The sequence below is a fragment of the Ornithinimicrobium pulveris genome, assembly GCF_050261105.1.
Taxonomy (GTDB): Bacteria; Actinomycetota; Actinomycetes; order Actinomycetales; family Dermatophilaceae; genus Ornithinicoccus.
Window position 1 is genome coordinate 1,233,699 of record NZ_CP189837.1, and the last position, 13,242, is coordinate 1,246,940.

At 69.3% G+C, this 13,242-nt stretch carries 12 protein-coding genes; 4 read left to right on the forward strand and 8 right to left on the reverse strand.

All coding sequences use genetic code 11. The annotated features are described in order from the left end of the window. Positions 1–10: 10 nt before the first annotated feature. Complete coding sequence (gene glnA / locus ACQBAT_RS05665) at positions 11–1,435, reverse strand: type I glutamate--ammonia ligase (RefSeq protein ID WP_420746121.1); 1,425 nt, start codon at positions 1,433–1,435, stop codon at positions 11–13. 164 nt (positions 1,436–1,599) lie between these two features. On the opposite strand from glnA, the gene ACQBAT_RS05670 reads away from it, so the two are divergent. From ACQBAT_RS05670 to ACQBAT_RS05680, 3 genes are all read left to right on the forward strand, one after another. Continuing rightward, positions 1,600–2,028 (forward strand): RDD family protein, encoded by a 429-nt coding sequence (locus ACQBAT_RS05670; protein WP_420746120.1) that lies wholly within the window; start codon positions 1,600–1,602, stop codon positions 2,026–2,028. Between the two features lie 97 nt (positions 2,029–2,125). Then, positions 2,126–2,470 carry a PadR family transcriptional regulator gene (locus ACQBAT_RS05675; protein ID WP_420746119.1) on the forward strand — a complete coding sequence of 115 codons (345 nt, stop codon included), beginning with the start codon at positions 2,126–2,128 and terminating at the stop codon, positions 2,468–2,470. Then, on the forward strand, positions 2,470–3,213 hold the full coding sequence (locus tag ACQBAT_RS05680) for a hypothetical protein (protein ID WP_420746118.1): 744 nt from the start codon (positions 2,470–2,472) through the stop codon (positions 3,211–3,213). Before ACQBAT_RS05675 ends, ACQBAT_RS05680 begins: the two co-directional genes overlap by 1 nt. A gap of 39 nt (positions 3,214–3,252) precedes the next feature. Here ACQBAT_RS05680 and ACQBAT_RS05685 read toward each other — a convergent pair whose 3' ends face one another. From ACQBAT_RS05685 to lipB, 5 genes are all read right to left on the reverse strand, one after another. Continuing rightward, on the reverse strand, positions 3,253–4,047 hold the full coding sequence (locus tag ACQBAT_RS05685; RefSeq protein ID WP_420746117.1) for a DUF4191 domain-containing protein: 795 nt from the start codon (positions 4,045–4,047) through the stop codon (positions 3,253–3,255). Between the two features lie 5 nt (positions 4,048–4,052). Beyond that, positions 4,053–5,099, reverse strand: a complete 1,047-nt coding sequence (gene lipA / locus ACQBAT_RS05690; RefSeq protein ID WP_420746116.1) for a lipoyl synthase — start codon at positions 5,097–5,099, stop codon at positions 4,053–4,055. Between the two features lie 41 nt (positions 5,100–5,140). Further along, a complete protein-coding gene (locus tag ACQBAT_RS05695) occupies positions 5,141–6,121 on the reverse strand; it encodes an ABC transporter permease subunit (protein WP_420746115.1) in 981 nt (326 codons plus the stop codon). Further along, positions 6,118–7,188: an ABC transporter ATP-binding protein gene (locus ACQBAT_RS05700; RefSeq protein ID WP_420746114.1), complete on the reverse strand. Its 1,071-nt coding sequence runs from the start codon at positions 7,186–7,188 to the stop codon at positions 6,118–6,120. The genes ACQBAT_RS05695 and ACQBAT_RS05700 overlap by 4 nt, the downstream gene beginning before the upstream one ends. A gap of 105 nt (positions 7,189–7,293) precedes the next feature. Continuing rightward, complete coding sequence (gene lipB / locus ACQBAT_RS05705) at positions 7,294–7,938, reverse strand: lipoyl(octanoyl) transferase LipB (RefSeq protein ID WP_420746113.1); 645 nt, start codon at positions 7,936–7,938, stop codon at positions 7,294–7,296. 103 nt (positions 7,939–8,041) lie between these two features. Between lipB and ACQBAT_RS05710 the strand changes: the two genes are divergently transcribed. Beyond that, positions 8,042–9,796 carry a serine/threonine-protein kinase gene (locus tag ACQBAT_RS05710; protein ID WP_420746112.1) on the forward strand — a complete coding sequence of 585 codons (1,755 nt, stop codon included), beginning with the start codon at positions 8,042–8,044 and terminating at the stop codon, positions 9,794–9,796. 379 nt (positions 9,797–10,175) lie between these two features. Here the strand turns inward: ACQBAT_RS05710 and ACQBAT_RS05715 are convergent, their stop codons facing one another. Together ACQBAT_RS05715 and sucB are read right to left on the reverse strand one after the other, a co-directional pair. Then, entirely contained in the window at positions 10,176–11,117 is a 942-nt protein-coding gene (locus ACQBAT_RS05715) for a TIGR01777 family oxidoreductase (protein ID WP_420746111.1), read from the reverse strand. Between the two features lie 45 nt (positions 11,118–11,162). Continuing rightward, positions 11,163–13,184, reverse strand: coding sequence for a 2-oxoglutarate dehydrogenase, E2 component, dihydrolipoamide succinyltransferase (gene sucB / locus ACQBAT_RS05720; RefSeq protein ID WP_420746110.1), 2,022 nt, complete (start codon positions 13,182–13,184; stop codon positions 11,163–11,165). Positions 13,185–13,242 lie beyond the last annotated feature (58 nt).

Sequence of the window (13,242 nt, forward strand, 5' to 3'; positions counted from 1 at the left end):
ACGTTCTTCGTCAGATGTCGAAGTACATCTCGAACTCGTGCGGGTGCGGCCGCAGGCGGATCGGGTCCACCTCGTTGGCGCGCTTGTAGTCGACCCAGGCGGCGAGCAGGTCCTCGGTGAAGACGTCGCCCTCGGTCAGGTAGTCGTGGTCGTCCTCCAGCGCGTCCAGCACGTCCGGCAGCGAGGTCGGCAGCTGGGCGATACCCTCGAGCTCGGCCGGGGGCAGCTCGTACAGGTCCTTGTCCACCGGCTCCGGCGGCTCGATGCGGTTCTTGATCCCATCCAGGCCGGCCATCAGCTGCGCAGAGAAGCAGAGGTAGGGGTTGGCCGAGGGGTCCGGCACGCGGTACTCGATGCGCTTGGCCTTCGGGCTGTTACCGGTGATCGGGATCCGCACGCACGCCGACCGGTTGCGGGCCGAGTAGACCAGGTTGATCGGGGCCTCGAAACCCGGCACCAGACGGTGGTAGGAGTTCATCGAGGGGTTGGTGAAGGCCAGCAGCGAGGGGCCGTGGGCCAGCAGACCACCGATATACCACCGCGCGATGTCGGACAGGCCGCCATAGCCGTTCTCGTCGTAGAACAGCGGCTCGCCGTCCTTCCACAGCGACTGGTGCGTGTGCATCCCCGAGCCGTTGTCACCGAACAGCGGCTTGGGCATGAAGGTCGCCGTCTTGCCGGCCGCCCACGCGCTGTTCTTGATGACGTACTTGAACTTCATCAGGTCATCGCCGGAGTGCAGCAGGGTGTTGAACCTGTAGTTGATCTCCTGCTGACCCGCGGTGCCGACCTCGTGGTGCGAGCGCTCGACCTCCAGGCCGACCGTCTTGAGGTCCAGACACATCTGGTCGCGGATGTCGGCGAAGTGGTCGACCGGCGGCACCGGGAAGTAGCCACCCTTGAACCGGGTCTTGTAACCGCGGTTACCGCCCTCCTCCGCACGACCCGTGTTCCACGCGGCCTCGATCGAGTCGATGTGGTAGTAGCTGCCCTGCGGCTGGGAGGCGAAGCGGATGTCGTCGAAGACGTAGAACTCGGCCTCGGCACCGAAGTAGGCGGTGTCGGCGATCCCGGTCGAGGTGAGGTACTTCTCGGCCTTCCGCGCGATCTGGCGCGGGTCGCGCTCGTAGGGCTCGTCGGTGAACGGGTCGACGATCGCGAAGTTCATGATCAGCGTCTTCTGGGCCCGGTAGGGATCCAGGTAGGCCGTCGTCGGGTCCGGCACCAGCTTCATGTCCGACTCGTGGATCGACTTGAACCCACGGATCGAGGAGCCGTCAAACATCTGACCGGTCTGGAAGGCGTCCTCGTCGAAGGTCTCGGCAGGCACGTTGAAGTGCTGCATCACGCCAGGCAGGTCGCAGAACCTGATGTCGATGAACTTGACGTCCTCGTCCTTGATGAAGGCCAGGACCTCCTCGGCATTGCTGAACATGTGCTCCTCCTAGAGCGATTTCACAGCGGTCGTGCCACAGGGGCGATGGGTGAGAACCCGCACGGGTGGGGGTGAGAACCCGTGTCTTCGACCCTAAAGGACGGCCGTTACCGGGCCGTCACCCTGGTGTTTCACGCGTGTTACGCCGCCCGTAGTGTTGGAGGGTGACTTCCCCCGCGGCCCACCAGGGCGCCTCGCTCGGCCTGCCGGCCGACGGACCCGGCTCGATCGCCTCGGTCCTGCGCCGCCTCGTCGCGCTCGCGGTCGACTGGATCCTCTGCTCGCTGGTCGCCACCGGATTATTGGGTATGCAGTGGGGCGAGGCCGCGGGCCTGCAGGCTTTTCTGCCGCTCATCGTGCTCTTCGTCGTCAACGTCATCCTGGTCACCACGATCGGCACCACCATCGGGCACCGGCTCCTCGGCATCCGGGTCGTCTCCGTGGACGGCGATGGCCACCAGGCGCCGCCGCCGGGGCGCTCCGCCCTGCGGGCGCTGCTCCTGTGCCTGTTCATCCCGGCGATCATCATGGACGCCGATGCGCGCGGGCTGCACGACAAGGCGGCCCGCTCGGTCGTCGTCGCCGCCCGCTGACCGAGCCACACGGCATACCTCATCCTCCTCGTCATCATGCGGGATGATTTTCCACCTAGTACTTGACATTGTAGAGTACTAGGTGGACGCTAGAGCCATGGCAACGCACGATCCGCAGATGATCAAGGGAGTCCTTCGACTCCTGCTGCTGCACGTCCTTGCCGACGAGGACGGTTATGGGTATGCCGTCGTGTCGCGGTTGCGGGAGGCCGGCTTCGAGGAGCTGGCCGAGGGCACCGTCTACCCGGCCTTGACCCGGCTCGAGGGAGCAGGACTGCTCACCTCCTACCTGCAGGCCTCCAGCTCGGGGCCGGCACGCAAGTACTACACCCTCAGCGACGCGGGGCGGGCCGAGTTGGCCCGGAGCAAAGCGTCCTGGGACCAGTTGCGCACGGCCGTCCAGGTCGTGCTCCAGAACACCGACACCACCAAGGGGACGTGATGAAGACCACCGAGAAGATCAAGCTCGAGAGCTGGCTGACGCGTTACGACTTCTGGCTCGACTCCCGCGGCGTGCCCGTGGGTGTGCGCAGCGCGCTCGGCAAGGAGATGCGCGCCAACATCACCGAGGCAGCCGCCGATGTGGGGCTGGCGCAGGCGCTGGCCGGGGTCGGCACGCCGAAGGAGCTGGCGACGCAGGCGGCCGAGGGCGCCGTGGACCCCACCCGGCCGCGGTGGCTCGAGGGCGTCGCCTGGGCGACGCTGGCCGCCGTTCTGTATGGCGTGATCGTCCTGGTCTCGATGATCACCTTCTACCAGGGGGTCGCGGCCACCGGCGCCGAGCGGGGCACCGGATGGGCGCTCCTCGTGCCGGGTATGGAGCTGGAGGTCGTGCGGACCGATCAGCAGCTCTCGCTCGCGGCCAACGGCTTCCCCTGGTTGCTGCCGGTGCTCGCCGTCCTGGCCTTCCTGGCCGGTGCGCGGGTGTGGCGGCTGGCGATCCCTCGGGACCAGCGACAGGAGAAGGTGCGGCTGCCCCGCGCGGTGCCCGAGACCGGTCCGCGCTGGCTGTGGGGCGTCGTCGCAGCTTTCGTGGCCTACCTGGTGCTCTCGGCCGAGGTGCAGGTCGATGCCCAGGGTGCGAGCATCGCGGTTGACCCGCTCGGGAACTGGGTGATCGCCCTGTCCGGAGCAGTCGTGGCCTTCCTGCTCATCGCTCAACCCTGGCGGGCGCGACGGGACTGACCGCGGGGACTGTCCGCGGCGCGTCCCGGCCCTCGATCGTCAGCGACCGCGCAGGGCCTTGCGGCTCATCTTCGGCGGGCGGCTGGGGTCCATGCCGGCAGGGACCGGGGCGCGCTTGCGGCCACCACCGAGGGCCTTCATCCGCTGCTGGACCATGCCGGCCTCGTCGCGGGAGAGGGCCTTGGGGTAGCCCTTCATCGTCTTGGTCACCTTGCGCAGCGGGGTCTGGCCCTCGCCGTTGCCGACCATGATGGTGTGCACGGGGACCTCCTCACCGACGACGCGGGCGACCTTCCTGCGCTCGGCCGTCGCCAGGCGCTGGGCAGCACCCTTGGGGCCCTCGGCGAGCAGGATGACGCCGGGCTTGCCGACGGCACGGAAGACCATCGCGGCGTTGTGCAGGTCGCGCATGCCGCGCATGGTGCCGCCGGCCTCGGCGGCCACCGGCTCCTGCTCGTAGTACCAGCCACGCCGCAGCTGGCCGAGCACCGCGGAGCTGGCGCCCGGCTGACCCTCGATCTGGGCGAAGGCAGCCCGCTCGGCGCGGCGTCCCAGGATGACGATCGCGGCCAGGAAGGCCAACGGGATGCCCAGGATCAGCATGTAGATGACCTGGCCCCACCAGATGCCGATCAACAACGCGACCAGCAGCACCGCGAGCGCGGCCAGGATCATCCACCAGACCGCGGCCGGGTCGGCCTTGCGGGTCATCGTGAAGACCTGACGGAACTGGGCGATCCGACCCGGGTTGTTCGGGTCCTTGGCCTTCTTGGGGCGACGGCGGAACAGGCCCTTCTTCGGGGCGTCGCCGGTGTCGGTGGTGCGCGCGGACATAAGGATCAGGATACGTGGGCTGAGGGGGTGTCCTCGACATCGCGCGGGATCAGCGAGGCCGCCTCCTGGCGGGCCGGGATCCCAGCTTCGGCCTGAGCGGCCAGGTGCGAGAGGTTCTCCGGGACCGGGCGGCCCCAGCGCTTCATCGCTGTCGCATACAGCTTGCCCGCACGGTAGGACGAGCGGACCAGCGGACCAGCCATCACGCCCTTGAAGCCGATCTCCTCGGCGACCTTGCTCCAGTGCACGAACTCCTGCGGCTTGACCCACCGGTCGATGGGGTGGTGCAACTTGGAGGGGCGGAGGTACTGGGTGATCGTGATGATGTCGCAGCCGGCGTCGTGCAGGTCCTGGAGAGCCTGCTCGATCTCGTGGTCCTCCTCGCCCATCCCCAGGATGAGGTTGGACTTGGTGACCAAGTCGTTCTCGCGGGCCATCGAGAGCACCTTGAGCGACTTGTCGTAGGTGAAGGCGGGGCGGATCTTCTTGAAGATGCGGGGCACGGTCTCCAGGTTGTGCGCGAAGACTTCGGGGCGGGCGTCGAAGACCTGCTGGACCAGCTCGGGGACCGCGCCGAAGTCGGGCGGGAGGATCTCGACACCGGTGGTGGGGTTGAGCTCGTGCACCTTGCGGATCACCTCGGCGTAGAGCCAGGCGGCACCGTCGGGCTGGTCGTCGCGGGCGACGCCGGTGATGGTGGCGTAGCGCAGCTCCATGGTGCGGATCGACTCGGCGACCTTGCGCGGCTCCTCGCGATCCAGCGGCAAGGGGCGGCCGGTGGCGATGTCGCAGAAGTCGCAGCGGCGGGTGCAGATGTCACCACCGATGAGGAAGGTGGCCTCCCGGTCCTCCCAGCACTCGAAGATGTTGGGGCAGCCAGCCTCCTGGCAGACGGTGTGCAGGCCGCCGGACTTGACCATCGAGTGCAGCTCGCGATACTCCGGGCCCATCTTGGCGGTGGTCCGGATCCACTCCGGCTTGCGCTCGATGGGGGTCTGCGCGTTGCGGGCCTCCACCCGCAGCAGGCGACGTCCCTCAGGTGCGATGGTCACTACGGCAACTCCCTAGTGGTCGAGGCGGGTGTCACACCAGCCTAATCCACGTCGGAGCGGACGAATCTCACCCACCCCAGGACCGCCACGATCACGAGCAGCACACCCAGCACCACGACGCCGTGCGTCAGGGAGATGCGGTAGATGATCTCGCGGCACTCGTTGCCGTCCCAGCCGCAGTTCGAGGGCCAGACGCTCCACTGCGTCCCGTCATTGATCACGGCGTGGATGTTGCGGCTCAACGCCAGCTTGCCCAGCCAGTTGAAGATGGAGCCCAGGATGCCTTCGATGAGGACCAGGTAGCCGACCATCAGGCCGATGACCAGCCCGCTGTGGCGCAGGATGAACGCGAGCCCAGCGCCGAAGGCGCCGGTCAGCACGGTGAGCAGGCAGATGCGCAGGGCGATCCAGGCCAGGTCGGCCCACTCGTTGCCGGTGACCGAGTCATCGATCCGGAACCATCTGAAGACCGCCGGGATCCCGACGAAGACGGTGACCAGCCCCAGGAGCGCCACCGGCAGCGAGGCGATCGCCGGTGCGAGGACCTTGCTGAGGTAGACGAGGGTGCGCCGCGGCTCGAAGGTCAACCACGAGCCCATGGTCCGGTGCGCGAACTCGGCCGCCACCATCGTCGAGCCCATGGCCAGGGCGAGGAACATGAAGGGGTAGGCCAGCCCACCCAGCAGCATCTGGTACTGGTCCGCGAGTGAGGGCATGGCACCGTACATCTCATCGATCGTCGGCACCCGTATCTGGTTGCAGCCGTAGTCGATGGTGGGGTCACCTGTCGCCCGGCGCTCGGCCTCCTGGTCTCGCTCGCACTGCTCGATGTCGGCAGGCAGTTGCTCCACCATCTGGTTGTACTGCTGGTTGAAGCCTGCCCGAGCCGAATCGATCTGCTGGGCGGTGAGGAAGACGCCGACGACCGTCACGATCGCGATGGCCAGGCTGGCGAGCAGGGCGATCCACAGCACCTTGCGGGCCGCGATCCTACGCAGCTCGACCATGGTCAACCGGATCATCGGGCACCCCCCTCGCGCTCGGCAGTATCAGATCCTGCTCCACTGCCGGGCGACCCGGGGTCAACCGACGGTGTCGGTAATCCCTCGCCCTCGGTCAGCTCGAGGAAGATCTGCTCCAGGCCGCGTCGACTCGGGACCAGGCGCTCGACATACAGGCCTTGGCCGGCGAGCAGCCGGGTGATCTCGGCGGGCTCGGCGCCGGTGACGGTGAGCAGGCCGCTGTCGGGTTCGGCGGCATACTGCTGCAGTCCGGCGGCTGCATCGGCGCCGCGGCGCTGGGCCTGCCACTCGGCGGTGAAGCCCGCCTCGCGCAGGATGCGGATCGCGGCCCCCGGGTGACGCACGCCGACCTCGACGGTCTCCCCGCCGCCACCGATCAGCCCGGCGACCGAGCCCTGCGCCAGCACCCGGCCGCGCCCGATGATCGAGACGGTGTCGGCGATCTGCTCGACCTCGGACAGGATGTGGCTGCTCACCAGCACGGTGCGGCCCTCGTCGGCCAGGCGGCGCATCGTCTGCCGGATCTCGTGGATACCGGCCGGGTCCAGACCGTTGGTCGGCTCGTCGAAGATCAGCAGGTCAGGGGACTTGAGCAGGGTCGCGGCGATGGCGAGGCGCTGCTTCATGCCGAGGGAGTAGGAGCGGAAGCGGTCCTTGCCGCGCCCGCCGAGTCCGACCTGATCGAGGACCTCGCCCACGCGCTCGCGGGGCGTCCCGATGGCTTCGGCGAGCAGGCTCAGGTTGCGCTCGGCGGTGAAGGTCGGGAAGAACTTCGGCGACTCGACGATCGCGCCGACCCGGTCGACGACGCCAGGCAACTGCTGAGGGACGGGGGTGCCGAACAGGTGCATCGTCCCGGCATCCGCCCTGGTCAGGCCGAGCAGCATCCGGATCGTGGTGGTCTTGCCCGAGCCGTTGGGCCCCAGGAAGCCGTGCACCCCACCCGTCGGCACATCGAGGTCCAGCCCGTGCACGGCCACCCTCGTGCCGCGCATCGTTCGGTAGGTCTTGCGCAGACCACGCGTGGCGACCGCCAGGCCCTCGTCCGCAGCCAACGCCACGCTCATCGTGCTCCCATCCGTCGGGCCGACCGGCCCGCCCTGCAGCAGCCAGTCAACACCCTTTGTGTCGACGGAGGTGGGAGTGCTGCAGGTGTGTCTGCGCGCGAACTGTCAGCCGGTGGTGACGCCGCCGAGCACCCGCTCCAGCTCGCGCTGCACCAGCGGCAGCACCTCGGTCACCGGCACGTCGCGGCCGAGCTCGCGCGAGAGCGAGGTCACGCCCGCATCGGCGATCCCGCAGGGGATGACCACATCGGCCCAGCCAAGGTCGCAGTCGCAGTTGAGGGCGAAGCCGTGCATGGTCACCTCGTGGCTGACCCGGATCCCGATGGCGCCGATCTTGCGCTCGGGGCGGACGTCGTCGGCAGCGACCCACACCCCGGACCTGCCCTCGACGCGCATGGTCGGCACACCCAGCTCACGGCATACGGAGATCATCATGTCCTCCAGCCGGCGCACGTGGGCGACCACGTCGACGGGGGAGGGCAGGCGCACGATCGGGTAACCGACCAGCTGACCTGGCCCGTGCCAGGTGATCTTGCCCCCGCGGTCCACGTCGATCACCGGGGTGCCGTCGAGCGGGCGCTCGTGCGCCTCGGTCCGCTTGCCCGCGGTGTAGACCGCCTCGTGCTCCAGGAGCAGGACGGTGTCCGGCAGCTCGCCGGCGACGACCGCGGCGTGCACCTCGCGCTGGTGCTCCCAGGCTGCGCGGTAGTCCACGTAGTCCGGGGCGAGGCCGAGCTGCTCGAAACGCATGGGTGCACTGTACGCCGCCGCCTGGAGCCGCCCGCCTGTGGATAAGTCCGGGGGTGGGTCGGCCGGATCTGGCAGCGTGGGCGGGGTCGAGGGAGGAGACGTCATGGATGAGCCAGTGGTCCCCGGATATGAACTGCTGGGTGAGCTGGGCCGCGGGGCGAGCTCGGTGGTCTGGCGGGGGCGGCGCCGGGCGGACGGCGTGGAGCTCGCGCTCAAGGTGCTCACGCCCGCAGGTGGGGACGTTTCGGCAGGGTTGCGGGAGGCGGGGCTGCTCGCCCGGGTGCGCCACCAGCACGTCCTGCACCTGTATGACGTGATCCCCCTCCCCGACTCCGTCACGGGACGCCCGGCCGCGGTCGTGCTCGCGACCCAGCTGGCGGGGGGCGGGACCCTGGCCCAGGTGCTGTCCCGTCGCGGGATGCTCTCGCCCGGGGAACTGGTGACGGTGCTGCACCCGGTCGCGGCGGCGCTGTCAGAACTGCACGACCAGGGGGTGGTACACGGGGACCTGTCGACCGGCAATGTGCTCTTCCTGCTGGATGGTATGCCGGTGCTCGGCGACCTCGGTGCAGCGCGGGTGGTTGGGAGCATGGGTCGCGATCCGATGGGGACAGGTGGGGCCGACGGGATGGTGGCGCCGGAGGTGCTGGAGGGCTTCCAGCCGACCCCGGAGTCGGACGTTTATCAGATGGGGTCACTGGCGTGGCGCTCGCTGACCGGTAAGCCGCCGGGGCCGGTGTGGGACCGGACGCCGCTGGGCGAGGTCGCACCCGAGCTGCCGCCGGCGCTCGTCGATCTGGTGACGCGGTGCATGGCGCCGCAGCCGGAGGACCGGCCGGACGCGGAGGAGGTGGCGGTTGCGCTCTTGGCTGTGGCCACGCCCGAGCCGGTGGAGATCGCGCCCGATGCGGAGCCGGAGATGTTCCTCACCGAGCGGCTGCGGCAGCAGGCGCGCGAGGACCTGGCGGTGGAGGAGCCGAGGCGGAGGTGGTGGGAGCGTCGGGGTGGTGCTGCGACGTCGGCGCGGAGTGGGGCCGCGGCCAGGGCTGCGGCTTCAGGGAAGGCTGGTGAGACGTCGGCGCGGACTGGGGAGCCTGCGGGGACCCATCGGCCAGAACGCGTGGGCGTGGGCGGCTCGGGTGCTGTGCGTCGCGTCGAAGGGGCGCTGACCTGGGCGGCAGCCGTGGTGGCGCTGGTGCTGGTGGCAGGTGCGGGATATCTGATCGTCTCGGGGGTCCTGGGTCCGCCACCCTCGGCAGCACCGGCGACGCAGGTCGGGGCGGGGAACGGGTCGGGGCAGGATGGGTCGCAGGAGTCGATCGGGCAGGGCGTGGCCACTGACGGACGTGGAGGTAGCGCGGACAGGGCCGCCGAAGACGAGGTTGCGGGCCATGGCGCCGAGACATCGATCAGCGACACTGCTGCCGGGACAACCACCAGCGACTCTGCTGCCGAGACCTCGACGAGCGCGTCAGCCCCCGAGCTGGTGAGCGTCGTGCAGCGCCTCGTCGATGGTCGGGCCGCTGCCTGGGAGGGCGCAGACCCTGGGTTGCTGACGGGCGTCATGGCGACGGATTCTCCCGCGCTGGCCTCCGACGAGGCGCATCTGAACGCGATCGTCGAGCAGCAACTGCAGTACCGGAATGTCACCTTCCGAGTGGATGACGTCCGCGTCCGAGAACGCACCGCCGAACGGCTTGACCTCTCCGCGACGATCAGCCGTGCTCCGCTGAACGCCCACAGCCCGTCGGGGGAGGAGCGGCTGGCGCTACCGATGCGCACCGACCAGGTCGAACTGGTTCTCACCGCTGGGCCAGAGCCCGGTCAGTGGCAGCTCTGGTCCTGGGGTAATCGCTAGACGTGTCTGGTTGAGCCCGTCAGGACCTTCCAGCCTTCCCGCGACGTGAGTTCACTCACTGATGTGCAGAATCGGCTGTGCAAGATCCGCGCCCAGGCACCCGACACGCAACACCAGATCTGCACAGTGCAAGACACGCCGGGGCTCGTGGGGGTGGAGGGGCCCGGCAGGCGGCAGGGCGGAGAGGCTCGGCAGGCGGCAGGGCGGAGAGGCTCGGCAGGCGGCAGGCGGCAGGCGGCAGGCGGCAGGCGGCAGGCGGCGGGCGGTGGGCGTGGAGGGGATCGTGGGGGGTGGAGAGGCTCGTGGGGGTGGAGGGGCCCGGCGGGCGTGGCGGTGAGATGGGGCGCGCTGGGGGTGGGCCGGCCCGCGGGAAGACCTGTCAGAGGTGGTCGGCGACCCAGGCGGCGGCGGTGTCGACGTCGGGGTGGTCCCAGGCGAAGCCGGTGTCCTCAAGCACGACGGGGCGGGCGCGTTGCCCGGCGAGGATCATCTCCCCGGCCATATCACCCATCACCACGCGCAGCGCCAGCGATGGAGCAGGCAGCAGGGCGGGGCGGTGGAGGGCGCGGCCGAGGGCCTTGACGACAGCCTTCTGGGGGACGGGTGCGGGGCCGGTCATGTTGACCGGTCCGGTGATGTCGGGGTGGTCCAGCAGGTGGAGGACCGCGCGGACGTAGTCGTGCAGGGTGATCCAGGGCCAGAACTGACGCCCCGAGCCCAGCGGCCCAGCAAGGCCCAGCCGGGCGAGGGGAAGCAGCGGCCCGAGTGCCCCGCCATCGGCGGTCAGGGCCAAGCCGGTCCGCAGATGGACGACGTCGGCGCCGGCCTCGCTCGCGGGCGCTGTCGCGGCCTCCCAGTCCACGCAGAGGTCAGCGAGGAAGCCATCCCCCGGCGCACTCTCCTCGTCCAGCAACTCCTCGCCACGGTCCCCGTAGTAGCCGACGGCCGAGCCGGACAGCAGCCGAGGCTTCGGGCCTTCGACACCGGCGATCGCCCGGCTGATAGTGGTGGTGCTGTCGATCCGGGAGTCGACGAGTTCTGCGCGGCGTGACTCGGTCCACCGCTTCTCGCCGATCCCGGCACCGGCCAGATTGACGACGGCATCCACCCCGGTGAGCGCGGCCGGGTCGAGCTCGTCGACGGGGGACCACTCGATCTCCCGTATGCCGTCGCCCAAGGACGCGCGCGGGGCGCGGCGAACCAGGTGGATGACCTGGTCGCCGCGCCCCGTCAGCGCCTGCGTGAGCGCCGTCCCGATCAGACCACTGGCGCCGGTGATGGCGACCGTGCGTGGTGCTGCCTCGGGCTGTGACGCTGTCATGACGCTCTCTCCGTCCTTGCAATCAGGCGAGCGTGGGTGGCTCGCTCAGACCTCGAAGTTGCCGTCCTCCAGACGCTCCTTCATGGTGCTCAGGAAGCGGGCCGCGTCCGCGCCGTCGACAACCCGGTGGTCGTAGCTGATCGCCAGGTAGACCATGTCGCGGATCGCGATGGTGGCACCGCCGTCGTCGTCGGTCACCACGACCGGACGCTTGACGACCGCGCCGGTGCCCAGGATCGCGACATTCGGCATGTTGATGATCGGCGTGTCGAAGAGCGCCCCACGCGAACCGGTGTTGGTCAGCGTGAAGGTGCCACCGGACAGCTCGTCCGGGCCGACCTTGTTGTCGCGGGTCCGCTCGGCCAGGTCCGCGATCTTGCGGGCCAAGCCGGCGATGTTGAGGTCACCGGCGTCCTTGATGACCGGCACCAGCAGGCCACGCGGGGTGTCGACCGCGACGCCCAGGTGCTCGGCGGCGTGGTAGACGATCTCCTCGCCCTCGACGCTGGCGTTGATGATCGGGTGCTGCTTGAGCGCCTCGATCGCCGCCATCGCGAAGAAGGGCATGAAGGAGAGCTTGGTGCCCTCGCGCTGGGCGAAGTCGTTCTTGGCCCGGTTGCGCAGCCGCGCGACCTTGGTGACATCCACCTCGATCACCGTGGTCAGCTGGGCCGCGGTCTGCAGGGACTCGACCATCCGCGAGGCGATGACCTTGCGCAGGCGCGACATCTTCTCGGTGGTCCCGCGCTTGGCGTCGCCGTCCGCCTTGGCCGCCGGGGCACCGCCGCTGGCAGGCTTCTGCTCCTGCGCCGCCGGGGCGTCGGCCTTGGGCTCCTCGGCGGGCTTGCTCGCGGCCTCCTCGGCAGCCTTGGCGGCGTCGAGGACGTCCTGCTTGCGGATGCGCCCGCCGACCCCGGTGCCGGTCAGGCTGTTGAGGTCGACGCCGTGCTGGGCGGCCAACTTGCGCACGAGCGGGGTCACGTAGGCGCTGACATCCTGGCTGGAGCTGGAGGTCTCGCTGGTGTCCTTGTGGGAAGTGGTGAAGTTCTCTGGGCTGTCGGTGCCGATGCCCACGGCGGCCTCGGGCTCATCGATCTGCCCGCTGCCGTCCTTGGACTCCGACTCCTCGGCGGCCTTCTCCTGGGTCTCCTGCTCGTCGGCGAGGTCGCCCTCACCGCTGCTGTCGGTCTGCGAGCTGCGGTCCTTGCCCTCGGACTCGTCGTTGTCCTTGGCCTTGTCGTCGGCCTTGTCGTCGCTGGTGTCGGCCGCGTCCTTCGCGGAGTCCTGGTCAGATGCGTCGCCGGAGTCAGACGCCTCGTCCTCGGCCTCGCTGTCGGCCTCGGCGTCAGAGCCACCCTCGTCGGAACCGCCCGAGTCGCCTCCGATGACGCACAGGTCGCCGCCGACCTCGACGGTCTCGTCCTCGCCGGCGATGATCTTGCTCAGCACGCCCGCGACAGGGGAGGGGATCTCGGTGTCGACCTTGTCGGTGGACACCTCGACGAGCGGCTCGTCGACCTCGACCTGGTCGCCCTCGGACTTCAACCAGCGGGTCACGGTGCCCTCGGTCACCGACTCGCCCAGCGCGGGCATTGTCACGGTCTCGCCCTCACCAGAACCGCCGGAACCACCCGAGCTGCTACCACCGGAGGAAGCGGAATCGCTCGAGTCATCGGAGGAACTGTCGTCGGAGGAGTCATCGTCACTGTCGTCGGAGGAGTCCTCGTCGGCGCCCTCGTCCTCGGCAGAGTCAGCCTCGTCCTCGGACGAGCCGGAGTCCTCCTCGGCATCAGCGTCGCTGCCGGAGTCGTCGTCGGAATCGCCACCCTCGCCGTCGCCGATGACGCACAGGTCACCACCGACCTCAACGGTGTCGTCCTCCTCGGCGAGAATCTCCTGGAGAGTGCCCGCGACGGGGGAAGGGATTTCGGTGTCGACCTTGTCGGTCGAGACCTCGACCAGAGGCTCGTCGACCTCGACGGTGTCACCGACACTCTTGAGCCAACGGGTCACGGTCCCCTCGGTGACGGACTCACCGAGGGCGGGCATCGATACGCGCTCCGACATGTTTGTGAACTCTCTCCTCGTCCGGGGATTGGCAGTCTACGGGGATCTTGTCGTCGGG

Excerpts from the sequence above, each read along its gene's own strand:
- ACQBAT_RS05695 (WP_420746115.1), bottom strand. The coding sequence starts at position 6,121 with ATGATCCGGTTGACCATGGTCGAGCTGCGTAGGATCGCGGCCCGCAAG.
- glnA (WP_420746121.1), bottom strand. The coding sequence starts at position 1,435 with ATGTTCAGCAATGCCGAGGAGGTCCTGGCCTTCATCAAGGACGAGGAC.
- ACQBAT_RS05710 (WP_420746112.1), top strand. The coding sequence starts at position 8,042 with ATGGATGAGCCAGTGGTCCCCGGATATGAACTGCTGGGTGAGCTGGGC.
- ACQBAT_RS05675 (WP_420746119.1), top strand. The coding sequence starts at position 2,126 with ATGGCAACGCACGATCCGCAGATGATCAAGGGAGTCCTTCGACTCCTG.
- lipB (WP_420746113.1), bottom strand. The coding sequence starts at position 7,938 with ATGCGTTTCGAGCAGCTCGGCCTCGCCCCGGACTACGTGGACTACCGC.
- ACQBAT_RS05715 (WP_420746111.1), bottom strand. The coding sequence starts at position 11,117 with ATGACAGCGTCACAGCCCGAGGCAGCACCACGCACGGTCGCCATCACC.
- sucB (WP_420746110.1), bottom strand. The coding sequence starts at position 13,184 with ATGTCGGAGCGCGTATCGATGCCCGCCCTCGGTGAGTCCGTCACCGAG.
- ACQBAT_RS05685 (WP_420746117.1), bottom strand. The coding sequence starts at position 4,047 with ATGTCCGCGCGCACCACCGACACCGGCGACGCCCCGAAGAAGGGCCTG.
- ACQBAT_RS05680 (WP_420746118.1), top strand. The coding sequence starts at position 2,470 with ATGAAGACCACCGAGAAGATCAAGCTCGAGAGCTGGCTGACGCGTTAC.
- ACQBAT_RS05700 (WP_420746114.1), bottom strand. The coding sequence starts at position 7,188 with ATGAGCGTGGCGTTGGCTGCGGACGAGGGCCTGGCGGTCGCCACGCGT.